22 protein-coding genes and 1 pseudogene are annotated in these 24090 nt (G+C 67.5%); 5 read left to right on the forward strand and 18 right to left on the reverse strand.

Annotated features, from left to right (window positions below):
• Nucleotides 1–14: 14 nt before the first annotated feature.
• Together MSG_RS02210 and MSG_RS02215 are read right to left on the reverse strand one after the other, a co-directional pair.
• The gene (locus tag MSG_RS02210) at nucleotides 15–311 is read right to left on the reverse strand and encodes a hypothetical protein (protein WP_096436711.1); all 297 of its coding nucleotides are present in this window, start codon (nucleotides 309–311) and stop codon (nucleotides 15–17) included.
• Between the two features lie 130 nt (nucleotides 312–441).
• On the reverse strand, nucleotides 442–936 hold the full coding sequence (locus tag MSG_RS02215; protein WP_096436713.1) for a winged helix-turn-helix transcriptional regulator: 495 nt from the start codon (nucleotides 934–936) through the stop codon (nucleotides 442–444).
• Nucleotides 937–1042: 106 nt separating this feature from the next.
• Between MSG_RS02215 and MSG_RS02220 the strand changes: the two genes are divergently transcribed.
• Complete coding sequence (locus tag MSG_RS02220; protein WP_096436715.1) at nucleotides 1043–1573, forward strand: DUF302 domain-containing protein; 531 nt, start codon at nucleotides 1043–1045, stop codon at nucleotides 1571–1573.
• A 77-nt stretch (nucleotides 1574–1650) separates the two neighbouring features.
• Here the strand turns inward: MSG_RS02220 and MSG_RS02225 are convergent, their stop codons facing one another.
• A complete protein-coding gene (locus MSG_RS02225; RefSeq protein WP_096436717.1) occupies nucleotides 1651–2112 on the reverse strand; it encodes an Hsp20/alpha crystallin family protein in 462 nt (153 codons plus the stop codon).
• 243 nt (nucleotides 2113–2355) lie between these two features.
• Here MSG_RS02225 and nirB point away from each other — a divergent pair.
• Both nirB and nirD read left to right on the forward strand, forming a co-directional pair.
• A pseudogene (gene nirB, locus MSG_RS02230) lies at nucleotides 2356–4927 on the forward strand (nitrite reductase large subunit NirB).
• A 10-nt stretch (nucleotides 4928–4937) separates the two neighbouring features.
• Complete coding sequence (nirD, locus tag MSG_RS02235; protein ID WP_096436719.1) at nucleotides 4938–5306, forward strand: nitrite reductase small subunit NirD; 369 nt, start codon at nucleotides 4938–4940, stop codon at nucleotides 5304–5306.
• 22 nt (nucleotides 5307–5328) lie between these two features.
• On the opposite strand, the gene MSG_RS02240 is transcribed toward nirD, so the two are convergent.
• From MSG_RS02240 to MSG_RS02285, 10 genes are all read right to left on the reverse strand, one after another.
• A complete protein-coding gene (locus MSG_RS02240) occupies nucleotides 5329–5781 on the reverse strand; it encodes a TetR/AcrR family transcriptional regulator (protein WP_096436721.1) in 453 nt (150 codons plus the stop codon).
• 24 nt (nucleotides 5782–5805) lie between these two features.
• Nucleotides 5806–6558, reverse strand: a complete 753-nt coding sequence (locus tag MSG_RS02245) for a sirohydrochlorin chelatase (protein ID WP_096443946.1) — start codon at nucleotides 6556–6558, stop codon at nucleotides 5806–5808.
• Nucleotides 6555–7700, reverse strand: coding sequence for a uroporphyrinogen-III synthase (locus MSG_RS02250; RefSeq protein WP_096436723.1), 1146 nt, complete (start codon nucleotides 7698–7700; stop codon nucleotides 6555–6557). The genes MSG_RS02245 and MSG_RS02250 overlap by 4 nt, the downstream gene beginning before the upstream one ends.
• Before the next feature lie 34 nt (nucleotides 7701–7734).
• On the reverse strand, nucleotides 7735–9174 hold the full coding sequence (locus tag MSG_RS02255; protein WP_096436724.1) for a nitrate/nitrite transporter: 1440 nt from the start codon (nucleotides 9172–9174) through the stop codon (nucleotides 7735–7737).
• 511 nt (nucleotides 9175–9685) lie between these two features.
• Nucleotides 9686–11095 (reverse strand): nitrate/nitrite transporter, encoded by a 1410-nt coding sequence (locus MSG_RS02260; protein ID WP_096443948.1) that lies wholly within the window; start codon nucleotides 11093–11095, stop codon nucleotides 9686–9688.
• 243 nt (nucleotides 11096–11338) lie between these two features.
• Nucleotides 11339–11884 carry a GNAT family N-acetyltransferase gene (locus MSG_RS02265; RefSeq protein ID WP_096436725.1) on the reverse strand — a complete coding sequence of 182 codons (546 nt, stop codon included), beginning with the start codon at nucleotides 11882–11884 and terminating at the stop codon, nucleotides 11339–11341.
• Between the two features lie 35 nt (nucleotides 11885–11919).
• The gene (locus MSG_RS02270) at nucleotides 11920–12837 is read right to left on the reverse strand and encodes a 5-oxoprolinase/urea amidolyase family protein (RefSeq protein ID WP_096436727.1); all 918 of its coding nucleotides are present in this window, start codon (nucleotides 12835–12837) and stop codon (nucleotides 11920–11922) included.
• A 13-nt stretch (nucleotides 12838–12850) separates the two neighbouring features.
• A complete protein-coding gene (locus tag MSG_RS02275) occupies nucleotides 12851–13513 on the reverse strand; it encodes a 5-oxoprolinase subunit B family protein (protein ID WP_096436729.1) in 663 nt (220 codons plus the stop codon).
• A gap of 110 nt (nucleotides 13514–13623) precedes the next feature.
• Nucleotides 13624–14625: an ABC transporter substrate-binding protein gene (locus MSG_RS02280; protein ID WP_096436731.1), complete on the reverse strand. Its 1002-nt coding sequence runs from the start codon at nucleotides 14623–14625 to the stop codon at nucleotides 13624–13626.
• A gap of 89 nt (nucleotides 14626–14714) precedes the next feature.
• Complete coding sequence (locus MSG_RS02285; protein ID WP_373421119.1) at nucleotides 14715–15944, reverse strand: DNA polymerase domain-containing protein; 1230 nt, start codon at nucleotides 15942–15944, stop codon at nucleotides 14715–14717.
• Between the two features lie 59 nt (nucleotides 15945–16003).
• On the opposite strand from MSG_RS02285, the gene fadD2 reads away from it, so the two are divergent.
• On the forward strand, nucleotides 16004–17683 hold the full coding sequence (gene fadD2 / locus MSG_RS02290; protein ID WP_096443950.1) for a long-chain-fatty-acid--CoA ligase FadD2: 1680 nt from the start codon (nucleotides 16004–16006) through the stop codon (nucleotides 17681–17683).
• Between the two features lie 9 nt (nucleotides 17684–17692).
• Here the strand turns inward: fadD2 and MSG_RS02295 are convergent, their stop codons facing one another.
• The gene (locus MSG_RS02295; RefSeq protein ID WP_096443952.1) at nucleotides 17693–18085 is read right to left on the reverse strand and encodes an ATPase; all 393 of its coding nucleotides are present in this window, start codon (nucleotides 18083–18085) and stop codon (nucleotides 17693–17695) included.
• Between the two features lie 566 nt (nucleotides 18086–18651).
• Here MSG_RS02295 and MSG_RS25065 point away from each other — a divergent pair.
• On the forward strand, nucleotides 18652–19005 hold the full coding sequence (locus MSG_RS25065; RefSeq protein ID WP_162899108.1) for a hypothetical protein: 354 nt from the start codon (nucleotides 18652–18654) through the stop codon (nucleotides 19003–19005).
• A 123-nt stretch (nucleotides 19006–19128) separates the two neighbouring features.
• Here MSG_RS25065 and MSG_RS02305 read toward each other — a convergent pair whose 3' ends face one another.
• From MSG_RS02305 to MSG_RS02320, 4 genes are read right to left on the reverse strand one after another with little or no spacing between them, the layout of a single operon-like run.
• Complete coding sequence (locus MSG_RS02305; protein WP_096436734.1) at nucleotides 19129–21327, reverse strand: acyl-CoA dehydrogenase; 2199 nt, start codon at nucleotides 21325–21327, stop codon at nucleotides 19129–19131.
• A 51-nt stretch (nucleotides 21328–21378) separates the two neighbouring features.
• Nucleotides 21379–22335, reverse strand: a complete 957-nt coding sequence (locus MSG_RS02310; RefSeq protein ID WP_181159133.1) for a 2-hydroxyacid dehydrogenase — start codon at nucleotides 22333–22335, stop codon at nucleotides 21379–21381.
• Nucleotides 22326–23459 (reverse strand): alpha/beta hydrolase, encoded by a 1134-nt coding sequence (locus MSG_RS02315; RefSeq protein ID WP_096436736.1) that lies wholly within the window; start codon nucleotides 23457–23459, stop codon nucleotides 22326–22328. Before MSG_RS02315 ends, MSG_RS02310 begins: the two co-directional genes overlap by 10 nt.
• 1 nt (nucleotide 23460) lies before the next feature.
• Nucleotides 23461–24087, reverse strand: coding sequence for a TetR/AcrR family transcriptional regulator (locus MSG_RS02320; protein ID WP_232011144.1), 627 nt, complete (start codon nucleotides 24085–24087; stop codon nucleotides 23461–23463).
• Nucleotides 24088–24090 lie beyond the last annotated feature (3 nt).

Raw genomic sequence — 24090 nt, forward strand, 5'->3', positions numbered from 1 at the left:
GGGGGCTTCGATTGTCAGGACCGGCTGTGACCCCCGACACCCTCGTCGTCGACGTCGCGCCAGAAATCGCTGTCGTACTGGGTGTCGGGAATGGCGATCTTCTCGCCGGATTGCTGCACGGTAGCGCGTGCCCAGTCCAATTCCGAAACATCGGTGTCGAGTAATTCGACGTCGCTCAGGATCCGGTCGGCATCAATGACAATGCGGCGCATTGCCGGATTGTCCCCGTAGCGCTGCTTTAAGGAGTTCACGCACCGCCGCAGACCGCCGATGAGATCGTGCAGTTCGGTGATTTCAGTAGTGGCGGACAATGGATCTCCTCGGCCAGATGGTGCTACGGATCACAGTATGACTTTCGATACTATCCACCGCACCCGACTGGCGTCGGCAGATCACTCAGCGCTGGCCGGGCCGCAGCGCTGCCGGCGCGCCGGGCCTGAGTCAGATCTGTTCCAGCATCCGATGCGGTCGCGCCAGGGCGCGGCTGACGGGATCGTCGCGCCGCGGATCGTGCGGGCGTCGCGGCGGGTGGACGACGAGCTCACCGACCTCGGGCACCTGCGCGCAGCGCTGGCAGGTGCGATTGGAGTCGATCGAGCCGCCGCATCCCGCGTGCCGATACGTCCGGGTCGGCTGGTTCAGCAGGTGCTGTTTGCCCCACGTGATCATCGACCAGATCAGCGGCCACAGCTGTAGGCCCTTGGCGGTGAGCCGATACTCGCTGCCTTCTTTGGCCAGAACGCCTTCGGCCACCAGGAACGCCAGGCGGTCGGCCAGCACCGCCTTGGGGACGCCCAGGTGATGGTGGAAATCGCTGAAGCGGCGGGCCCCGTAGAACGTGTCGCGCACGATCAGCAGCGTCCACCGCTCGCCGACGATCTCCAGGGACCGCGCGATCGGGCAGTTCTCGTCGGGATACTCGCGGGGCAGGGCCATACCGCAATCCTACCCTTGTCGGTTCATTCACCGAACCGTATACTCGGCCGCGGTGAGTTCAGTGACCGAACCAGAGAGTCCAGACGAACGGATCGTGAGGAACACCATGACAACTACCGTGAAAAACTTCGAGGTAGTCCGGCACGTCATGAACCGCATCGACATCGCGACCGGAGTCGACTTCGACGAATTCCGGGCCGCCTTCGAAGCGGCCGCACCAACTTTCGATCCGACGCCGGTGCGTGAGATCGCCGAGCGAGGTGGCAGCTGGGACGAGGTCCTGGCGGCCGCGGCGGACAACGCGCCGCACGAGCTGATGGTCTACGCGACCATCGATGCGCTGCCACTGTTCGGCATCGCCGGCCACACCACCAGGGCGGTGGAGTACCTGCTCGGCAACCACACGATCGCCGAGACGATGTTCCGTCACGACCCAAAGGCGTTGCTCTACGCACCGTTACGGGTACTCATCCACGCTGATGCCGACGGCAACGCGATCTTCTCGATCGACCAGCCCAGCGCCGCCTTCGGCAGCCTCGGCATCGCCAAGGTCACGAAGGTGGGCCAGAGCCTAGACCGCAAGATGGCAAACCTGTTGCGAGTCTTAGGGATTGAGGCCGATCAGGCCTTCTCCTGATGCGCCGACGTCGAGTTATCGGGCGATTCTGTCGAATTCGGTCCCAATAACTCGACGTTCGGACTGCCGCGTTGGGCTTACGTGGTGATCTCGATGCGCTGCGCCGGGCTTTCGGCGGGCTTTTTCAAGGCACCGGTGACCCGCACGGTCAGCACGCCGGCGTCGTAGGAGGCCTTGACGGCCTCGCCCGTGACGTGGGCGGGCAGCCGGAACGACCGGCGGAACGAGCCATACCGGATCTCGCGCAACGTGCGGCCGTTCTGCTCCTCGGCGTGCTCGTCGCGGTGTTCGCCGTGGATCACCAGGCGGCTCACCCCATTGTGGGAGTCCACCTCGACGTTGACGTCCTTCTCGACGTCGACGCCGGGCAGCTCCAGGCGTACCACCGCGTCATCGCCGTCCGTGACGATCTCCGCCGCGGGGGTGAAACCACTGGTCACCGGCTTGGCCCAGTCGGCGGCGGCCGCCGGTCCGAAGAAGTCGCGCAGCCACCGGTCGGTGTCCCAGGCCGGTCGCGACCACAGTGCGAGGTTGCTCATGTCGTCTCCTCTTTGCTTCCTTGAACTTCTTTGCTTCCTTGAACTTCATTGTGAGGTTGCTGTGACCGGCGCCTTGCCGGCCGGCTGTATCCAATAACTTGAGTCAACTACGCTTAAGTTCCACTCGGCCGTTCGCCCGGAGTGAACACTCATCACACAGGAAACTGTGAGGTGTGAGACCCACGTCATGCGAGCGATACATTGCGCGATTGTTGCTTAATTTGCGGCCCATATCCTCGACGTATGGCCCGCACCCCGAATTCGAGCGCAGGCTGTGCCGCCCGTCACATGGTGGTGGTCGGGCACGGCATGGTGGGCCACCGTTTGGTCGAGGCACTGCGAGCCCGCGATGACGACGGGACTTGGCAGATCACGGTTTTGGCCGAAGAGTCAGATGCCGCCTACGACCGCGTCGGCCTGACCTCGTATACCGAAAGCTGGGACCGTGCGCTGCTGGCGCTGCCCGGGAACGACTACGCCGGTGACGAACGGGTGCGGCTGCTGCTGAACGCGCGGGTCACCGAAATCGACCGTGCGGCGAAGTCGGTACTCACCGCGGACGGGCAGCGGCACGACTACGACACCCTGGTCCTGGCCACCGGTTCCCACGCCTTCGTCCCGCCGGTGCCCGGACACGACCTGCCCGGCTGCCACGTATACCGCACGCTGGACGACCTCGACGCGATCCGCGCGGCCGCCGAGCAAGCCCACCACGCCGGTCACGACAGTGCCGGCGTGGTGATCGGGGGTGGCCTGCTCGGGCTGGAGGCCGCCAACGCGTTGCGCCAGTTCGGCTTGCAGACCCACGTCGTCGAGATGATGCCGCGGCTGATGGCCCAGCAGATCGACGAGGGCGGCGGCGCACTGCTGGCCCGGATGATCACCGACCTCGGCATCGCCGTGCACGTCGGTACCGGCACCGAGTCGATCGAGGCCGTCGGGCGGCCGGACGGTTCGTCGTCGATGCGGGTGCGACTGACCGACGGCGAGGTCGTCGACGCCGGCGTGGTGATCTTCGCGGCCGGCATCCGGCCACGTGACGAGCTGGCCGCGGCGGCCGGCTTGAAGCTCGCCGAGCGTGGCGGTGTATTCACCGACTTGGCTTGCCAGACAAGCGATCCCGACATCTACGCCGTCGGCGAGGTGGCCGCGATCGACGGTCGCTGCTACGGCCTGGTCGCGCCGGGCTACACCTCCGCGGAGGTCGTGGTGGACCGGCTGCTCGGCGGTGGCGCCGAGTTCCCCGAGGCCGACATGTCGACCAAGCTCAAGCTGCTCGGCGTCGACGTCGCCAGCTTCGGTGACGCGATGGGGGCGACCGCGAACTGCCTCGAGGTCGCCATCAACGACGCGGTGAATCGGACCTACGCCAAACTCGTGCTGTCCGACGACGCCAAGACCCTGCTCGGCGGAGTGCTGGTGGGTGACGCCTCCGCCTACGGAGTACTGCGACCGATGGTCGGCAGCGAGCTGCCCGGCGATCCGCTGGCGCTTATCGCGCCGGCGCAATCCGGTGGCGGCGCTTCGGCATTGGGGGTGGGCGCGCTGCCGGACTCGGCACAGATCTGCTCCTGCAACAACGTCACCAAGGGCGATCTGAAGTGCGCGATCGCTGACGGCTGCGCCGACGTTCCGGCCCTCAAGTCGTGCACGGCGGCCGGTACCTCATGCGGGTCGTGCGTGCCGCTGCTCAAGCAGTTGCTGGAAGCCGAGGGTGTCGAGCAGTCCAAGGCGCTGTGCGAGCACTTCAGCCAATCACGCGCCGAGCTGTTCGAGATCATCTCGGCGACCGAGCTCCGGACCTTCTCGGGCTTGCTGCAGCGCTATGGTCGCGGAAGGGGTTGCGACATCTGCAAACCCGTGGTCGCCTCGATCTTGGCCTCCACCGGATCCGAGCACATCCTGGACGGCGAGCAGGCCGCGCTGCAGGACTCCAACGACCACTTCCTGGCCAACATCCAGAAGAACGGCAGCTACTCGATCGTGCCGCGGGTTCCCGGCGGCGACATCAAGCCGGAGCACCTGATCCTGATCGGCCAGATCGCCCAGGACTTCGGGCTGTACACGAAGATCACCGGCGGCCAGCGGATCGACATGTTCGGGGCGCGGGTGGACCAGCCTTCCGGAGATCTGGCGGCGACTGGTGGACGGCGGCATGGAGTCGGGCCACGCCTACGGCAAGGCGCTGCGCACGGTGAAAAGCTGTGTGGGCAGCGACTGGTGCCGGTACGGGCAGCAGGATTCGGTCCAGCTGGCCATCGACCTGGAGCTGCGCTACCGCGGTCTGCGGGCGCCGCACAAGATCAAGCTGGGTGTCTCGGGATGTGCGCGGGAATGCGCCGAGGCCCGCGGCAAGGACGTCGGCATCATCGCCACCGAAAAGGGTTGGAATCTCTACGTAGCCGGCAACGGCGGGATGACTCCGCGGCATGCCCAGCTGCTGGCCGGTGACCTGGACACCGAGATCCTGGTCCGCTATATCGACCGGTTCCTCATGTACTACATCCGCACAGCCGACCGGCTGCAGCGCACGGCGCCGTGGGTCGAATCGATCGAGGGCGGACTCGACCATGTGCGCGACGTCGTATGCGCGGACTCGTTGGGTCTGGCTGCGGAATTCGAGGCCGCAATGGAGCGCCACGTCGCGAACTACAAGTGCGAGTGGAAGGGCGTGCTGGAGGACCCGGACAAGCTGTCGCGATTCGTCTCCTTCGTCAACGCCCCCGACGAGATCGATTCGACAGTGACCTTCACCGAGCGTGCGGGGCGCAAAGTGCCTGTGCCCATTGGCATGCCCCAGGTCCGTTCACGATGAGGGAGGAACCATGACACTTCTCCACGACATCTGTGTGTGGACCAACGCTTGCGCCTACGACCACCTCCTTCCGGGCCGTGGTGTGGGCGTGCTGCTCGACGACGGCTCCCAGGCGGCCCTGTTCCGGCTCGACGACGGCTCGCTGTACGCGGTGGGCAACGTCGACCCGTTCTCCGGCGCGGCGGTCATGTCGCGCGGCATCGTGGGCGACCGGGCCGGCCGCGTCACGGTGCAGTCGCCCATTCTCAAGCAGGCGTTTTCGCTCGAAGACGGTTCCTGCCTGGATGACCCGGCGGTGTCGGTGCCGGTGTATGCGGTGCGGGTGACGGCCGACGGCCTCGTTCAGGTCGGTCGCGACTTCCAAGAGCGGATCGCCTGAGTCGCGGCCCGGCCAGCCGGCTTCACCGGCCTATGTCGCCGACCAGGTAGCGCTGCATCGTCGGGCCGATGGCGTCGACGAGCGCGTCGACCGACAGGGAGTGCAGCGGCTCGGAGCGTACCCCGTAGCGCATGATTCCCAACCCGACCAGTTGCGAGGCGCACAAGGACGCCCGCACGGCGGCCTTGTCGGCGCCGAGCATTCTGAGCATCGGGCCGAAAACCGGCCCGATGAACATGTTCTGCACGATCTCGGCGGTCTTGGCCAGGCCGGTGGACGCGATGGCACTGGCCGCAAACGGGCCGCCGCCCGCGGCGTCCCAGGTATTGATCAGCAGATTCAGTGTCTGACGGCCCACCTGATTGACCCCGCCCGTGACGATGCGATCGATGAATTCCGTTGTGCCGAAAGGCAACCGCAGCGCCTCCGCGACGGGATCGAGGAGCCCGCGCGACGGCTCCTCGCGACGGGGCATGGTGTCAGGATCGCCCCTGGGCCATCAAAGATCAAGCATTGCCGGGCCTGTCGGCGTGCCCGCTCGGTGGCGCCGGACCGGGCGGCGGCCGCCGGCGTTCACCACCGGAGGCACTGCGCGGCGGAACCGGTCGGCGATCAAGCGCGCCATTCCCGGATGAGTGCCCAGCGGCCGGCTGACCAGGTCGGCGCCGGCGGCCTGCAGCCTGTCCTGGAACAGGCCGTCGGACAACAGGTAGGACGCCACGACCACGCGGCGCGCACCGTCGGCGCTGGCCCGCACCACCGCCTCGCGGATGCGCGGTTCGCCGGTGGCGGCGAAGCCGAGGTTCACCCGCGAGCCGGTCATCGCCGACAACAACGTGGCGGTGGTGTGCAGGTCCGCGCCTGCCCGGACATCGGATGTCCCCGCCGCGCCGAGAATCACCGAATCCCCTGGACGCCAACCGATTTGGATCAGCTGATCGGCGACGATCCGCGCGATGCGGCCGCCCGGTCCCAGGGCCGGGGTGACGACGACATCGTGGTGTCCGCTGGCCGCGACGTGGGCGGGCAGATCGGTCCGGACGTGGTAGCCGCGGGACAGGAACGCCGGCACCACGATGGCACGCGGGCCGGCGGCGGCGGAAAGCACTTCGCTGGGCGTAGGGCCCAGGACGTCGACAAAGGCAACTTGCACGGTCCGGCCGAGTAGCGTGCTCACCCGCGCGGCAAGGTCTCCGACCATCGCGACGCCACCCGGCCGGCGGGTGCCGTGCGCGGCCAAGATCAGGCTCACCATGTCCGGTCCTGTTCGTCGATCGCCAGCCGGTAGCCGCGCTTGACCACTGTCGCGACAATGTTCTTGTCGCCCAACGCCGTTCGCAGCCGCAGCACGGCGGTGTCGACGGCGTGGGTGTCGTTGCTGCTGCCGGGCAGCGCCCGCAGCAGGTCAGCGCGCGAGACGACGTCGCCGGGGCGCTGCGCCAGCGCGCGCAGTATCGCCATCCCCGATCCGGACAGCGATTTGACCGAGTCGTCGACCAACACGCAGGTACCCCGGATCTCTACTATGTGACCGGCGGCCCGCACGGTGCGTGACACCAGCGGCGGCAGCTCGTCGGCGATGTGACGCGCCAAGGCGCCCAGGCGCATTCGCTCCGGCGACGACGTCGGCACGCCCTTGCGGATCAGCGGCTGGGAGGTCACCGGTCCGACGCACATCGCATGCACATCGGTGCGCAGTGCCTCGAGTACCTGGTTCTCGATCTGCAGGTCGCGGCTGCGCTCCAGGACCGCGGCGGCCGCGGGTGCGGAGGTGAAGCTGACCGCGTCGAATTGCCGGCGCGCGATTCCGGTGACCAACTGGTCGAAGTTGCCGCCCAACGGCGTTGACTTCCAGCGATAGACGCGGATGGGCACGACTTCGGCACCGGCCGCGCGCAGGCCGCCGACGAATTCCGGGAAGGGATCCCAGGCATCCGCGGCGCCGTGCAGCTGGACGGCGATGCGTGCGCCGGACACTCCCGTGTTGAGCAGGTATTCGAGAAGCTCCTGGGAGGATTCGGATTTCGGGGACCACTCCTCGTGCAGGCCCGCGGCACGCAGCGCGCCGGTGGCCTTCGGCCCACGGGCCACGACCCGGGCCTTGGACAGCGCCGCGACCAGCTGGCTGGACAGCCCCCAGCCCTCGGCCGCGGCCAGCCAGCCGCGGAGGCCGATACCGGTGTGGGCGACCAGGATGTCCGGCGGTTCGGCGATCAGGGCCTGGGTGCTGGCGTGCAGTTCGTCGTCCTCCGGCAGCGCGATCATGTTGATGGCGGGGGCGCTGCACACCTCGGCGCCGTTGCGGCTCAGCAACGCGCACAGCTCCTCGGAGCGCCGCGCCGACGTTACCGCAATGCGGTAGCCCGTCAACGGCGTCGAGGCGGGCTGGGACATATGCCTTGTGTATGCCTGTGACATTTCCGTCGCATTACCAAGTGATTGCTGCAGCATTGCTCTGTTGCGCTGTCGATCGCGCCCGCGCGGGCCTGGGCTCGAGCGCCGCGTCGGGCACGACCGGAGCCGTGGCCGGGCGGCGAACGTACACCATCCAAGCGAGGACGGCCGAGATGACGTAGGAGGCCAGGAACAGCCAGTAGGCCGATGTTTCGGTGCCGCTGCGCAGGTAGGACTCGCGCAGCGACAGGTTGATGGCGACGCCGCCGAGCGCGCCGACCGCCGAGCAGATGCCGATCAGGGAGCCCGATTTCGAGCGCGCCCACTGGCGGCGCTGCGCCTCGCCGAGCTCCAGTGAACGACTGCGCGCCTCGAATACCGTTGGGATCATCTTGAACACCGATCCGTTGCCCATCCCGGACAAGACGAACAGGATCAGGAAGCCGATCACGCAACCGACCATCGCGGTCGTGGTTGCGCCGGCCTCAGGACCGTTCGCCATGCTGATGGCGGCCAGCAGCCCGGCAGCCAGGGTCATGCCGCCCAGGATCCAGAGGGTGACGTGGCTGCCGCCGAGGCGGTCGGCCAGCCGGCCGCCGTAGATTCGTGCCAGCGAGCCCAACAGCGGTCCCACAAAGGCGATTTGGGCGGCGTGCAGCGACGCATGCCGGGCCGATTCGCCATTGGCCAGGAAGTTGACCTGCAGCACTTGGCCGAAAGTGAAGGAAAACCCGATCCAGCTGCCGAAAGTGCAGATGTAGAGCAGCGATATCAGCCAGGTGTCGCGGTCGAACAGGATCGACCGCATCTGGTTCGGTTCGTCGCCGCGATCGAGGTTGTCCATGAACAGCGCCGCGGCGATGCCGGCGGCGCTAAGCAACACCAGATAGATCGCGCACACCCAGTACGGCGCCTCGTGCCCCGCGGTGGCCAGCACCAGCAGACCGACCAACTGAACGACCGCGACGCCGAGGTTGCCGACGCCCGCGTAGACGGCCAGCGCCGTGCCCTTGAGCCGTTGTGGATAAAAGGCATTGACGTTGGCCAGGGAAGCCGCGTAATTGCCACCGCCCAGGCCGGTCAGCGCCGCGCACACCACATACGGCCACAGCGGTGACCCGGGGTTGTCGAGCAGCACGATAGTGCCCGCCGTCGGGATCAGCAGCACGAACGCCGAGAAAGTCGTCCAGGTACGCCCGCCGAATGCGGTGGTGCCCAAGGTGTAGGGGATGCGGGCGCAGCGTCCCACCAAGGTCGCCACCGCACCGAGCAGCAGTTTGTCGCCAGCCGAAAAGCCATAGACGGACGCCGGCATGAACAGCGCCATCACCGACCAGAGGCTCCAGATCGAAAACGCCACATGGTCGCCCGCCATCGTGCAGAGCAGATTGCGACGGGCGATTTTGTTGTTGCCGCCCGCCCAGGCGGTCGTGTCTTCCGGATTCCAGTCCGTCAGGTGATGGCTGCGACTCATGCGAACTGGACCGTTCGTGGCCGAACTGCCGGCAATCGCACCGGAGCACCTATGGGTAACGAAATCTGTTGGGCAACAGAAGAATAGACATTGACGCCCGATGCGATCACGCACACCCCCGTCGATAACCTGGCGTGCATGAACCCCCCCTCGTCGAGCCGGGCGGCAACGAGCCCACTCCTGAGGTGGAGAAGTGTGCTGCTGCCCGGCTGTCGATTGCCCTTGCGGGCGCCGCGATTTGAGAGTCGTGCCCTGCCGTGACTTTGATGCTCACATTTCGAGCGGAAGGCAGTCAACTCAGTTCGGCCCATTTCGCCTGTAAGTTGCTTCCCAGTTATCTGGTAAATCCATGATGGGCAACACTACTGACGAATCCGCACGTCAGAAGCGAATCGGGGCGCCATATGGCGCCGGGGCGGCGCAAATCGACGACGCCATTCAAGGCGCTGCGGAATTCGGTGTGGCGCGAAATACATCTCGTGCTAATCCGATTCGGTATCGATGCCGGGGACTACACGCGGGCCAGGGTTGCCGCGGCCGGGGAGCCCGCCTCGGCCGGCGGGCCCACCTGTAGCGGCCTGCGCACGTAGATCGCCCAGGTCAGCACCGAGGCCGCCACGTAGACGACCGTGAATGCCCAGAATGCCGCCGTCGCCGAGCCGCTGTGTAGATACGACTGCCGCAGAGCGAGATTGACGCCAACACCGCCGAGTGCACCGACCGCACCGGCAAACCCGATGAGCGCCCCGGACATCGAGCGCGACCACTGCCGGCGCTCGGTCTCGCCGACCTGCAGCTGGTGGCTGCGCGACTCGAAGATCGACGGAATCATTTTGTAGACCGAGCCGTTGCCGATGCCCGACAAGATGAACAGTGCGACAAAGCCGATGACGTAGCCGACCATCACCCCGTCTGACGTGCGGCCTGCGCCGTGGCTGCCGAAAGTGCTCGCGCTGACCAGTATCCCGGCGGCGAGAATCATCGAACCGAAGACCGCCAGCGTGACTGTGCCCCCGCCGACGCGGTCGGCGAGCTTGCCGCCGTACACCCGCGAGATGGATCCTAGTAACGGCCCCAGGAAAGCGATCTGAGCGGCATGCAGCGAGGCCTGTGCCGCATTCTGCCCGCTGGCGACGAAGTTCATCTGCAACACCTGGCCGAACGCGAACGAGAAGCCGATGAACGAACCGAAGGTGCCGATATAGAGCAGGGAGATCACCCAGGTGTGCGGCTCGGCCAGCACCGCGCGGATAGTGTTCATCTCGATGCGGTAGTGCTCCAGATTGTCCATGAAGAGCGCGGCGCCGATGCCCGCGAAAGCAAGCAGCACAAGGTAAATCGCGCACACCCAGTACGGCTGGCGATTACCCGCCGTTGCGATCACGAGCAGGCCGACCAGTTGCACCACCGGCACGCCGAGGTTCCCGCCGCCCGCGTTGACCGCCAACGCCCACCCCTTCAGTCGCTGCGGGTAGAAGGCGTTGATATTCGTCATCGAGGAAGCGAAGTTACCGCCGCCCAGCCCCGCCAGCGCCGCGCAGATCAGATAAGGCCACAGCGGCAGGCCGGGGTGGGCCAGCAACAGCATGGTACCCACGGTCGGAATCAGCAGCACGAAGGCGGAGAACACCGTCCAGTTGCGACCGCCGAATTTCGCGGTGGCGAACGTGTAGGGGAACCGCAGGCAGGCCCCGACCAGCGTGGAGGTGGCTCCGAGCAGGAACTTGTCGCCCGCCGAGAAGTGGAAGACCGAGGCGGGCATGAACAGCACCATTACCGACCAGATCGACCAGATCGAGAAGCCGATGTGCTCGGCGGCCACGGACCAGATCAGGTTGCGGCGGGCGATCTTGTCGTTGCCGTTCTCCCATGCCGCGGTGTCTTCGGGGTCCCAGTCCGAGAGGACGTGCGAGCGGCCCAGCGAGATTCCCATGCGACTCCCATCGTCATCGCTCTTGGCGATAACGCTAGAAATCCTTTGTTGCCCGGGCGCTGCCGGCAATGACCCGGGCGTGAATTTCAGCTCACCACATCGCGACTGGTCCTGTGAGGGCGGCCGAACCACGTGATGCGCGCCACATTGTCGAGACCGGCGCGACGGTTCAGCTTTCCGTCCGCGCACTCATTGATCAGCGAAAAAGGTTGCTGCACAGCTGTTTTCGCGTCACCACGCGTCACCCGCCCGCCAATCGCACATCAGCTCCGCGGAGGTGTCCACGCCGACCTGGACCGGCAACACGAAAATCGTTCCGTCGTCCTCGGGTGTGCGCATCGGCCCGTGTGGGGTCAGCACTGACGTCGGCCCGTCCCACGGCAGCCAGCCGCGCCGCGCGTAGAGCCCGCGGGCACGGGCAGACGAACTCAGCGCGCCGAGTTCGTAGGCGCCTCGCATCACCTGCTCGACGCCGTCGAGCAGGGCGTGAACCAGCCCTCGTCCGCGGCAATCCTCGCGCACCGCGACGCCTTCGACGTAGCCGCAGCGCAGCGCGGCGCCCGCGTAGAACAGCCGCCGCTGGACGACGGCGGCGTGGGCGATGATCGCGCCGTGCCGCCAGACCAGCGCGTGCATCCCGCCGAGCGCGTGCTCCCAGTCGTCCTCGGTGAAGTCGCCCGCGAAGGCCTCGCCGACCATCTCATGGACCTGCTGCAGGGTCGTGCTGTCGAGATCGGCGGTGTGTACCAGGCGTGCGGTGTGGACCTGGGTATGCACGCTCCCTGTCTACCAGCCCGGGCCGGCGGTACGCATTACGAGAACGGCCAGCCCGCGCCGCTCGATGCCGACACCGCGCCCACGCCCGCCCGGGGCCGCGCCCAATGCAACCGCACCCGCTGGCCGGCCCGCACCTGAGCGGCCTTGTCCATGTCCTCGTCGATCACTACGCCGACCACGGGGTATCCGCCGGTGACGGGATGATCGGGTCCCAGGATCACGGGTAATCCGTTGGGAGGCACCTGAATTGCGCCGCGGGTGGCCCCCTCGCTGGGCAGCTGCCGGTCCGGGAAGCGGTGCTGCAGCGGGCGGCCCACCAGTCGCATGCCCACCCGGTCACTGCGATCCGACGCCACCCATTCGGTATGCACCAGCAGGTCCGGATCGACGAACCAGTCGTCGCGGGGTCCGGGCACCACCGAGAGCTCGATCGCGTCGCCGGTGATCGCCGCCACCGGGGCCTGGTCGATTTCGGGGTAGTCGGCAGTGTGCTCGCCGATCGGCAGCTGGTCGCCGGCGCGCAGCGGCGCCGGCCCGATCGCGGACATCACGTCGTAGCTGCGCGAGCCGAGCACCGGTTCCACGCAGATTCCACCGCGTACCGCCAGATAGGTCCGCAGCCCGGCGCGCGGAGTGCCGAATGAGATCAGCTGGCCGTCACGGACATGCTGAATGCTGTTGGTGCCGAACTTGATTCCGTTGACGGCCGGGTCGGTGTCGGCGCCCGTTACCGCGATGTCGATGTCGCCGCCGCGGACCCGGGCGCAGAATCCGCCGAACGTCACCTCCACGGTGGCGCGGTCGTCAGGGTTTGCGACCAGCCGGTTGGCCAGCTTGTGCGACCGGCGATCGGCCGCCCCGGACCGGCCCACGCCGAGGTCGCTCCGGCCGATCCGGCCGAGGTCCTGGATGACGGCGAGCGGCCCGGTGCGCAGGATTTCCAGCGTGGTCACGGCTTGCTCCTTGTCAGGCGGGGCGGAACTGAACCCACATGCCCTGGGCGAGCAATGCGGGATTGTCTCGGTCGAGGTCCCACAGCACCGCGTCGGTGTGGCCGATGAGTTGCCAGCCGCCGGGGGATCGGCGCGGGTAGACGGCGCTGAATTCGCCCGCGAGCCCGACCGAACCGGCCGGAACCGAGGTCCGCGGCTCGGCGCGGCGGGGGACCCGCAGGCGGGGATCGCCGTCGACGAGGTAGGCGAAACCCGGTGCGAATCCACTGAATCCGATGCGCCACGGGGTGGCCGTGTGAGCGTGCACGATCTGAGCCGTGGTCAGCCCGGTGTGGTGGGCGACCTCGGCGAGGTCGGGGCCGTCGTAGACGACGTCGATCACGAAGTCGGCGCGGCGCTCCGCCGGGGCGGCGGGCCCGGCGTTGATTCGCATCGTGCGGAGCCGCTGCCGGACGACTCCCTGGTAACGCGGGCCGTTGAGCTTCACCAGTACGGTGCGGGCGGCGGGAACGACGTCGAGCACACCGGGCAGCGCCGCGGCACGCAACGCATCCGCCCATGCCAATACCTCAGCGGTACTGCCGCACTGCACCAACAGGGCCTGGTCGCCGTAATCGTGAACGACGCTGCCGACCAGCTCCGAAGCCAGGTCCTGGGAAACATCCGCCACGCTCATTACTCGAGAGTAACTTGGGATCGCGGCAGGCGGGAGGGGTCGGACCCGGATTTTCGAACACTGCCAGAGCTGCCTTAGCGCACGCTCAAACAGGCGGGGCGCAGCGGGTTTTAGCCCAGGATCTTGCTGATTTGTGGCGGCAGTTGATCGGCGACCAACGGATAGCTGAGCGGTGAGGAGAAGGCGATCGCGCCGGCCTGCTCCTTGGTGGTGAAGACGTGGTGGTTCTGCGCGGTCGCCCCGGACGCCGCCACCTCGGGATCGGCCAGCAGCGCCTTCTGGTCGTCGGGGCTCTCGGTCGTCCAGATCACCACATCGGCGGAATCGAGCACCGTCTTGATCTGATCGCGCGGGATGACGGCACGATGATCGTCGGTGCCCAATCCCTTGATGCTGTCGGCGATGACCAGACCCATCTGATTGAGGAAGTCGGTTCGCCACCCCGCGAGGGTGGCGACCACCGTGCCGCGCCAGAGCTTGCCCTGCATCAGCAGCGCCTTCTTGCCCTGCCATTGCGGATTCCTCTGGGCGACGGCGGCGAACTGCTTGTCGACGTTGTCGACCAACGACTTCATCTGGTCGGCCTGGAACACGGCTTGGCCGATCGTCGCCGCCTGCACCTTCCACGGCTCGAAGAACGCGTCGCCGTCCGCCTGCGCGATGGTCGGGGCGATCGCGGTCAGCTTCTGGTAGGTGTCGGCGTCCAGGCCCGCGTTGACCGCCACGATCAAATCCGGTCTCAGGCCGGCGATCTGGTCGACGGGAATCCCGTTGTCCAGGTTCAGCACCGTCGGGTGCGCGCCGCCGAGCTTGGGCTGGGCCCACGGCCACACCCCGGACGGTTGGTCACCGAACCAGTTGGTCACCGCGATCGGCACCACGCCCACCGCGAGGAGGTCGTCTTGCTCGGTGAAGCCGGCGCTGACCACCCGCCTGGGTGGATCCTTGATGACGGTCTGGCCGAACAGATGGGTGACGGTGACCGACCCGCCGCTTGCGGGATTGGACGCCGGTTTCGGTGACGAGCACCCCGCCGAAACCGCGGCGCCGGTGGCGGCCGCGGCAGCCCCGGCGAGCTGGAGGAAGCCCCGCCGATTCCATGCCTGTCGCATCGCGTGAGAGTATCGCGTCCGTAGCCCTCACCTGCATCGCCGCGCGGTTTGCTCGATCAGCCCGGCCCGGCTGCCGCGTCCACCCTAGTTCAATGACCTTGCCAGGGACTGTAATCGGCGATCAGGTCTTCTTGCGGCGGACGCTCGGCGGGCGGCACATGCTGCAGGTTGATCCGGATGCGGTACCAGATCGAACTTGGTCCGCGCATGCCGTCGACCAGGACATCGGCCGGCTGCAGCCGCTCGGCGACCGCGGGATAGCGGGCGCGCCAGGTGTCCAGCGCGGCCACCGCCTCGTCCTTGGTCTTGGTGCGGGCAATCTCGATCAGCGGCTTGGACGACTGGCGTCTGCCGTCCGCGCCCTTGGCCGAACCTTTCGGCGCGCGCTCCGGGGGGCCGAGGTCCTCGGCCAGCATGAGCAGCCGATCGAGCTCCCCGGCCGCGTCGTCCATTCCCGCCCAGGGATCGCCGATGTCGGCGAACCGGTCGGACACGGTCGCGATGGTGAACGCCGCCGGCCGGCAGCCGGCGACCTCGTCCCACTGCAACGGCGTCGACACCCGGGCGTCCGGCGTGGCCCGCACCGAATAGGCCGACGCGACTGTGCGGTCCTTGGCGTTCTGGTTGAAGTCGACGAACACGCCCTCGCGCTCTTCCTTCCACCAGCGGCTGGTGGCCGCCTCGGGTATCCGTCGTTCGATCTCGCGGGCGACGGTCTGCGCGGCCAGCCGCAGCTGGCGAAACTCCCAGCGCGGGACGATGCGGGCGTAGATGTGAAAGCCGCGCGAGCCGGAGGTCTTCGGCCAGGCCACCAGGCCGTAGTCCTCGAGGACCTCGCGGGCCACCAGCGCGACGTCGACGATGCGCTGCCAGCCGACCCCGGGCATGGGGTCCAGGTCGACGCGCAGTTCGTCGGGGTGGTCGAGGTCGCCGGCCAGCACCGGATGCGGGTTGAGGTCCACGCAGCCCAGATTGATGACCCAGGCCAGCCCCGCGGCATCGTGGATGACGGCTTCCGCCGCGGAGGTGCCGCGCGCATAGTGCAATTCGGCGACGTCGACGTAGTCCGGCCGGTTGGCGGGCGCCCGCTTCTGGAACACGGCCTCTTGCCCGATGCCCTTCACGAAACGCTTGAGGATCATCGGCCGGCCCGCGACGCCGCGCAGTGCCCCGTCGGCGACGGACAGGTAATACCGAACGAGGTCGAGCTTGGTGTGCGGGCCCGAGCCGTCGTGGGCTTCGAATACCACTTTGTCGGGGTGGGTGACGGTGACCTCGCGCCCGGACACCTCCAGCGTCACGGGGCCCATGTTCATCATCGTAAGTCCGTGGGTACTAACCCCTGGTAATGCGACGGACGTCACATATGGTGGGATCCATGCCTAATCTGATTGGTCTTCCCGGGCAGGCGGTTGCCAAGGTCCAGCAGTATCTGGAGCGCGGCTCCGCCGAACTGCACTATCTGCGCCGCATCATCGAATCGGGCGCGTTCCGACTGGAGCCGCCGCAGAACTACGCCGCGATGGCTGCCGACATCTACAAGTGGGGCGAGTTCGGCATGCTGCCGTCGCTCAACGCCCGGCGCACCCCCGACCGTGCGGCGTGCATCGACGAGGACGGCGAACTCACCTATCGCGAGCTCGACGAGGCGGCCCACGCGGTGGCCAACGGCCTGATCGACAAGGGGATCAAGGGCGGCGACGGCGTCGCGCTGCTGGCCCGCAACCATCGCTGGTTCCTGATCGCCTACTTCGGGTGCGCCCGGGTCGGCGCCCGCGTCATCCTGCTCAACAGCGAGTTCTCCGGCCCGCAGATCAAGGAGGTGTCCGAGCGTGAGGGCGCCAGGCTGATCATCTACGACGACGAGTACACCAAGGCCGTCAGCAAGGCCGAGCCGGAGCTGGGCAAGATCCGGGCGCTGGGTGTCAATCCGGATGCCGACGAGCCGTCCGGCAGCGAAGACGAGACGCTGGCCGACCTGATCGAGCGCAGCAGCAAAGAACCCGCTCCCAAGGCCGCCAAGCACGCGTCGATCATCATCCTGACCAGCGGGACGACCGGTACCCCCAAGGGCGCCAACCGCCGCACCCCACCGACGCTCGCGCCGATCGGCGGCATCCTGTCCCACGTCCCGTTCAAGGCCAACGAGGTGACGTCGCTGCCCGCTCCGATGTTCCACGCGCTCGGCTTCCTGCACGGCACCATCGCGATGTTTCTGGGCTCGACGCTGGTGCTGCGGCGAAAGTTCAAGCCACCGCTGGTGCTCGAGGACATCGAGAAGCACCAGGTGACGGCCATGGTAGTGGTCCCGGTGATGCTGTCGCGGATCCTCGACGCGATCGAGAAGATGGACTCCAAGCCGGACCTGTCCAGCCTGCGCATCGTGTTCGTGTCCGGGTCGCAGCTGGGCGCCGAGTTGGCCACCCGTGCGCTCAAGGACATGGGCCCCGTCATCTACAACATGTACGGCTCGACCGAGATCGCCTTCGCCACCATCGCCGGGCCCAAGGATCTGGAGAAGAACGCGGCGACGGTCGGCCCGGTCGTCAAGGGCGTGAAGGTCAAACTGCTCGACGACAACGGTAAGGAGGTGCCGCGGGGTGACGTCGGGCGGATCTTCGTCGGCAACGCGTTCCCCTTCGAGGGCTACACCGGCGGCGGCCACAAGCAGATCATCGACGGCCTGATGTCCTCCGGCGACGTCGGCTACTTCGACGAGGACGGCCTGCTGTACGTCAGCGGCCGTGACGACGAGATGATCGTCTCCGGTGGCGAGAACGTCTTCCCCGCGGAGGTCGAGGACCTCATCAGCGGGCATCCCGAGGTCGTCGAGGCGACCGCGATCGGCGTCGAGGACAAGGAGTGGGGCCACCGGTTGCGCGCGTTCGTCGTCAAGAAGGACGGCTCCGACGTCGACGAGGACACGATCAAGGGATACGTGCGCGACCACCTGGCCCGCTACAAGGTGCCTCGCGAGGTGGTCTTCCTCGAGGAGCTGCCGCGCAACCCGACCGGCAAGATCCTCAAGCGCGAGCTACGCGAGATCGAGGTCGAGTAGCGGGGCGCGTCAGCGCCGGTCTTGAATGGCCTGGGTGATCTGGGCCGCGAGCTTGGGATCGGCCAGCAGTTGGTCGATGAGCGCGGTCAGCACCTCCTGACCGGTCACCCGGGCCACTCCGAGGCGGTCGGCCGCTTCGCGTTGCCAAATGTCGAGGGCGCGGTGCTTGGCCGCGGGCAGGTCGACCGTGCGTCGTGTCCGCTGGATGCGCGGTTGCTGATCGCCGCCGGACCGGTCGCTCGGTCGGGGTTCGCCGGACGGGCTGGACGGCCGATGGGCCCGCGGCTGCCGGAAGCCGGTGAGGCGCTCCGTGGGCGCGGCGTCTCCGGAGGGCGTCGCGGCGTACACGTTGGCGCGGAGCTGTCCGGCGCCGGATCCGATGTGGCCGGGGTTCAAGCTCACTGCGGCGACCGTCCCTTCCTGGGTGCCCATCAGTACACCGTGTCTTACGCAGATACTGATTGTCTCACTGGGCCCAGCTTAAGTCGCGACGCCGAGCCGAGGGTGTCAGCGCGCGGGCGCATCGGCGGCCGTCGGCGAATCGACGCCACTACCAGCGATTTGCGGTCGTAATGGGGCGGTTCCGTCGACCTATATCGCGAATATTCGCACGTCGGTGCGGGGTGTTCTGGTGGCGAGCACGGAATCGGACGAAAACCATTCGATTTCCGCTTGTATGCGAATAAGATAATACGAATCCACGGATGTACTGAATTGTGCAAATCTGCATTTCAGTAACTCAGTGGATAGATTATGAGCTGCGGTTATGTAGGTCCATGGGAAGTACTGATTTCAGTATCCGCGGAGCTCAGTAATGGCGTGCAAATTTCAGTAATGGAGCAGCTCTGGAAATGTGAGGATTGTCAGTAAATTGGCAGCATTGAATTTCGCATTTGGTGTTGTTTGCCGTGGAATTGATGGGTACTTTCTGAATTGTCAGTACCAAGCTCTCGGAAGGAGCCACCCGCATGATGCTGTCAATGCGAACGATCCGCGGCGCCGCCGCCGGCACTATCGGCGCCGCCGCGGTGGCCACAGCCATGCTGTTCGGCGGCACGCCCGCCGCGAACGCCGCCCCAGCACCTTCTCCCTCGACAAGCTTCGCGACGGTCGGCCCGCACGGCCCCGCTGATATCCCGAGTTGGGGCGGCCACGGTTTCGGTGGCGGCCACGGCGGTTGGGGTCACGGCGGTTGGGGTCCCGGCGGCTGGGGACGCGGTGGCGGTTGGGGCCATGGCGGTTGGGGTCCCGGCGGCTGGGGACGCGGTTTGGGCCACGGTGGTTGGGGATGGTTCAACCGCGGCTGGAACCCGTGGTGGTAACACACCAGCCTGCGTGGGTCACCGCCTTCTCTCCTGCCTGAGTCACCAGTTGGCGGGCCCACGTTCACGGGGGATTCATGCCGGCCTGGCACCAGCCAGGCCGGCATGAATTTTTTACGCTGATTACGGATCTCGGGGCAGGCCGAGCAGCCGCTCGGCGATGATGTTGAGCTGCACTTCGGAGGTGCCCCCGTAGATGGTGGTGGCCCTGCTGGCCAGCAGATACTCTCCCCACCTGCCCGGCGGCTCGGCGGGATCGCCGATCGCCGCGTCGGTGCCGAACGAGGACACCGCGAATTCGGCGTAACCCTGCCCGGTCCGCATCGACAACAGCTTGGAGATCGCCGCGGACGGCATCGCGTCGCCGCCGGCCAGCGTCAACAAGGTCGAGCGCAGGTTCAGCACCTTGGCGGCATGGCCTTCGGCGATCAGCTGCCCGGCCCGCTGCTGGGCCACCTGGTCGAAATGCCCGTCGCGTACGAAGTCTACGAACTGCGGCAGCGTCGCCAGGAAATTGGCGTCGCTGCTGCCGATCGAAACCCGCTCGGCCGTCAGGGTGTTGCGGCTGACCTCCCACCCGCGGTTCACCTCGCCCAGCACGCATTCGTCGGGGACGAACACGTCGTCGATGTAGACGGTGTTGAACATCGCGTTGCCGGTGAGCTCGCGCAGCGGCTTGACGTCGACGCCCTCGCTCTTCATGTCCAGCAGGAAGTAGGTGATGCCGTTGTGCTTCGGCGCCGACGGGTCGGTCCGGGCCAGCAGCGCGCCGTAGTGGGAGAACTGCGCGGCGGTGGTCCAGATCTTCTGGCCGGTGATGCGCCAGCCGCCGTCGGTCCGGGTGGCCTTCGTGGTCAGCCCGGCGAGGTCCGAACCGGCGCCCGGCTCGGAGAACAGCTGGCACCAGATCATCTCGCCGCGGAACGTGGGCGGCAGGAAGCGCTGCTTTTGCTCCTCGGTGCCGAACGCGACGATCGACGGAATGATCCACGCCGCGATGCCCACCTGCGGCCGCTTGACCCGGCCGGTGGTGAACTCCTGGGCGATCAGCACCTGTTCGACCGGGCTGGAGCCGCGCCCCCACGGCTTGGGCAGATATGGCAGCACCCAGCCGCCCTCGGCGAGGGCGACCGTGCGCGCTCCGCGCTCCATCTCCTTGAACGCCGCCACCTCGTCGCGGATCTCGGCCCGCAGCTTCTCGGTCTCGGGGTCCAGGTCGATATCCACCGGGCGCATCCCAGTGGTGGTGGCGGTGTCGACGACCTTTTGCGGATACTCCGTGCGGCGGCCGAAGCAGGCGGCCACCATCAGCGCCCGGCGGTAGTAGACGTTGGTGTCGTGTTCCCAGGTGTAGCCGATACCGCCGTGCACCTGGATGCAGTCCTGCGTGCACCGCTGGGCGGCGGCCGGCGCCAGCGTCGCCGCCACGGCCGCGGCGAACTCGACGGCCGAGGCCTCGATGTCCCAATCGTTTTGGCTCGCGTCGTCGATCGCGCGGGCGGCATCCCAGACCGCGGCGGTGGCCCGCTCGGTGTCCGCGATCATCTCCGCGCACTTGTGCTTGATCGCCTGGAACTGCCCGATCGGCCGGCCGAACTGTTCGCGGATCTTGGCGTACTGCGCCGCCGTGTCGGTTGCCCAGCGCGCCACCCCGACCGCCTCGGCGGACAGCAGCGTGGACATCAGCGCATAGGCGGTGGCCATGGTCAGGTTGCTCAGCGCGTCGTCGTCGCCGACCTCGACGCGGTCGGCCACCACATGCGCGATCGGGCGCAACGGGTCCAGGCTCTTCACCGGCACGATCTCGAGTTGATCGGCGCGCAGCACCACCCACTCGTCGCGGCTCTCGATCGCCACAGGTAGCACCAAGATAGAGGCCTGCGCCGCGGCGGGCACCGCGCGGACTTCGCCGCGGATGACCAGCACGTCACCCTGCTGCGTGGCGGTCAGCCCGGAATCCAGCGCGTAAGTGGCGATGGCCGCGCCCGATGCCAGCTCGGCGAGCACCTTCGCATGCGGGTCGTGCGCGGCGATCAGCGCGCTGGCGATCGCCGACGGCACGAACGGTCCTGGCACCGCCCCGTAGCCGAATTCGGCCAGCACGATGGCCAACTCGAGGATGCCGAAGCCCTGCCCGCCGACCTCCTCGGCCAGGTGCACGCCCTGCAGGCCCTGCTCGGCGGCCGCCTGCCAGTACGGCGGCGGGTTGTCGAGCGGCGTCTCCATGGACGCGTGCAGCACCTCCGACGGCGCGACGCGCGCCACCAGGGACCGCACCGATTCGGCCAGGTCTTGGTGCTCAGGATTTATCGCGATCGGCATTGGTCGCCTTCCCATGCGCTCGGGGTTCGTTTCGGCCAAGCAACCCTCAATCTAATAACCGGTCGGTTGGTTGACCAGATTGGCCGGGGGTTGCCCGTCGTGCAGCCGACGGCAGTTGGCCACGGCTTCGATCAGATAGCGCCGCATGGTGTCGGCGGTGTACCAGGTGACGTGCGGCGTCAGCACCACGTTGGCAAGGCCCAGCAGGGGGTTGTCGGTCGCAACCGGCTCCGCCTCGAAGACGTCCAGCCCCGCGGCGGCCAGCCGCCCGCCGGACAGCACGTCGACCAGCGCCGTTTCGTCGACGACTGCACCGCGCGAGGTGTTGACCAGGACCGCGTTCGGTCGCATCCGGGCCAGCGCGTCCCGGTCGAGCAGATGATGGGTCTGTGCCGTCAGCGGCAGGTGCAGCGAGACGACGTCGCTGGCGGACAGCAGTTCGGGTAGCGGCCGCCAGCCGGGCCGCCCGTCGTCGCGGGTGCTGGTGTGCACGACGTCGGCACCCATGGCGCCGACGATCGCGGCGACGCGCTGGGCGATGTTGCCGAAGCCGACCAGGCCGACGGTGCAGCTGCCGAGATCGCGGACCGTCTCGCCCAGCGCCGGATCCGTCGGCCAGCCGCGGCCCTGACGGGTTGCGCGGTCGAGGGCCGGCAGTGTGCGCAGGGCCGCCAGCATCAACAGCACGGTCCCCTCGGCCACCGACGGCGCATTGGCGCCGGGCATGTTGGCGACCGCGATGCCGCGCTCGGTCGCGGTCGGCACGTCGATGGTGTTCACCCCGGCGCCCAGCTTGTGCACCAGCCGCAGCCGCGTCCCCTGCCGCAGGTCGTCGCCCGACAGCGGCCGCAGCACGTGCCACAGCACCTCGGCCTCGGGCAACTCGCGGTAGAAGGTCGCGTCGTCGTCCTCCGCGCACCAGCGGATGTCCAGCCAATCTGATTCGGCCGCAAGAAAATCCAGGACTTTGTTGCCGGGAACGAAGTGGGCGAGAACCCTCAGCGCCACCTTTTGCTGATCCACCTGGCGATGGTATCGGCCTGCTCGGTGCGCGCGCCCGGGGTGGTGAAGTAGTGGTCGGTGTCGATGGAGGTCTGCGATTTGTCGGTACCGGCGAGCGCGTCGTAAATGCGCTGGGCATCCGACGGGAACACCCCGGTGTCGGCCGCGGCGTTGATCACCAGCGCGGGGGAGGTGATGCGGCCCAGGTGCGGCTCGGCCCGGGTCTGCGCGACGCGCAGGCTCCACATGCTCAGCCAGTTGCGCAGGGTGCAGGCCGCGGCGATGCCGTACGCCGAGCGGTTCGCCTTGACGGGCACGCCGGCGTAGCACTGGTTCGGCGGTCGTTTGGTCGGCTCGATATCCGGATCCACCATCCGGGGGTCCGCCCAGGTGCGCATGACGGTGAAGGGCCGATCCGAAAAGCCCTTGACACGAACCCTTTTGAGCTCGGATTCGACCCAGTCGGTGATGGCATGGTTGCGCGCGACCTGCGCCGCGCGGTAGCGGGCGAGGAACTCCGGTGAGTACGGCGGGCCGTTGTTCCCCTCGAACAGGTCGAGCTCGGGATCGGTGGCCACCGGGTCGTTTTCGTCGACCACGGCGGCGTCCATCCACGCCGTCAGCACCTCCGGGCGCCCGGGGTGGGCGGCGGTCGCGACATAGCCGTCAGCGGGTGGCAACTCGGCCAGGCCCGCGGCCGGGCGCATGCCGTCGAAGGGAGTCACATTCGGGTCCACGGCCTGCGACTGGTAGGCCGCCATCAGTGATCCGCCGCCCGAATTGCCCAGCAACACAACGGCGTCGACTCCCTGGACCTGGCGCAGCCAGCGCACTCCGACGCCGATGTCGACCAGCGCGTGGTCGAGAAGGAAGTTCGTCTCGAAGCCGCGGAACCGGGTGTTCCAGCCCAGAAAGCCGATGCCGCGGATGGCCATGTAGTCGGCGAGATAATGTTCGGAGAAATCGATCTGATAATGCGTGGCGATCATCGCGACCTTGGGTTTGCGCCCGACCCCGCGGTAGTACAGGCCCTGGCATGGATGCCCGCCCGCACCGGCGCGTCCGGCGGTTCGCGACGGCAGTCCGACGAATTCACGGATGACCCCTGCGGTACCCCCACGACCGGTCAAATCAACCCCTTGGTGAATAGATGGCGCGGTAATAGATGTTGGCCAGGGTTGCAATGCACGCTACGTCGTCGGGTTCGCCCGACCGCGTTCCGCTGAGCTGGGCGTAGCAGAACTGATTCAACATCGCCACGATGGCCTCGGCGATCAGTCGCGGGTCGTCGCCGGCGCAGTAACCCTGCGCCTGGGCGCGTCTGACCGACTCCGCGATGAAAGATATTGGCATCTCGCAAATCTCGGCCCAGAACTGGGTGAAGTCGTCGTTGATCATCGCCAGCTGGATCACGCCGATCACCTCGGCCAGCCGATTGCGGAAGGTGAGCCACTGCGCGGCGGCGAAGTAGTGCGCGCGCTGCTGGTCGGACCGGCCATGCCGGGTCACCGAAAGCGCGCGCTCGTTGGCCTCGTCGCGGAAACGCAGGGCCCACTGCCGGACCATCGCCTCCTTGGAGTCGTAGTAGTTGTAGAACGACGCTGGCGAGCGCCCCGCCTCCGCGGCGATGTCGGCGATGGTGGTCGCCAGAATGCCCTTGCGCGCCACCACGGTTCGGGCGGCCGCATCGATGGCGGCCTGCGTCCGCCTGCCCCGGTGCGTCGGAAACTCGGCCGGCCGGCCGGGCGGGCCGACCACCGG

This window comes from Mycobacterium shigaense (assembly GCF_002356315.1).
Classification (GTDB): domain Bacteria; phylum Actinomycetota; class Actinomycetes; order Mycobacteriales; family Mycobacteriaceae; genus Mycobacterium; species Mycobacterium shigaense.

What these genes read in the sequence shown, in the direction of transcription:
- MSG_RS02225 (WP_096436717.1), bottom strand. Translation starts at nt 2,112, where the DNA reads ATGAGCAACCTCGCACTGTGGTCGCGACCGGCCTGGGACACCGACCGG.
- MSG_RS02275 (WP_096436729.1), bottom strand. Translation starts at nt 13,513, where the DNA reads ATGAGCGTGGCGGATGTTTCCCAGGACCTGGCTTCGGAGCTGGTCGGC.
- MSG_RS02215 (WP_096436713.1), bottom strand. Translation starts at nt 936, where the DNA reads ATGGCCCTGCCCCGCGAGTATCCCGACGAGAACTGCCCGATCGCGCGG.
- MSG_RS02240 (WP_096436721.1), bottom strand. Translation starts at nt 5,781, where the DNA reads ATGCCCCGTCGCGAGGAGCCGTCGCGCGGGCTCCTCGATCCCGTCGCG.
- MSG_RS02305 (WP_096436734.1), bottom strand. Translation starts at nt 21,327, where the DNA reads ATGCCGATCGCGATAAATCCTGAGCACCAAGACCTGGCCGAATCGGTG.
- fadD2 (WP_096443950.1), top strand. Translation starts at nt 16,004, where the DNA reads ATGCCTAATCTGATTGGTCTTCCCGGGCAGGCGGTTGCCAAGGTCCAG.
- MSG_RS02285 (WP_373421119.1), bottom strand. Translation starts at nt 15,944, where the DNA reads ATGATGAACATGGGCCCCGTGACGCTGGAGGTGTCCGGGCGCGAGGTC.
- MSG_RS02255 (WP_096436724.1), bottom strand. Translation starts at nt 9,174, where the DNA reads ATGAGTCGCAGCCATCACCTGACGGACTGGAATCCGGAAGACACGACC.
- MSG_RS02220 (WP_096436715.1), top strand. Translation starts at nt 1,043, where the DNA reads ATGACAACTACCGTGAAAAACTTCGAGGTAGTCCGGCACGTCATGAAC.
- nirD (WP_096436719.1), top strand. Translation starts at nt 4,938, where the DNA reads ATGACACTTCTCCACGACATCTGTGTGTGGACCAACGCTTGCGCCTAC.
- MSG_RS02280 (WP_096436731.1), bottom strand. Translation starts at nt 14,625, where the DNA reads ATGCGACAGGCATGGAATCGGCGGGGCTTCCTCCAGCTCGCCGGGGCT.
- MSG_RS02250 (WP_096436723.1), bottom strand. Translation starts at nt 7,700, where the DNA reads ATGTCCCAGCCCGCCTCGACGCCGTTGACGGGCTACCGCATTGCGGTA.
- MSG_RS25065 (WP_162899108.1), top strand. Translation starts at nt 18,652, where the DNA reads ATGATGCTGTCAATGCGAACGATCCGCGGCGCCGCCGCCGGCACTATC.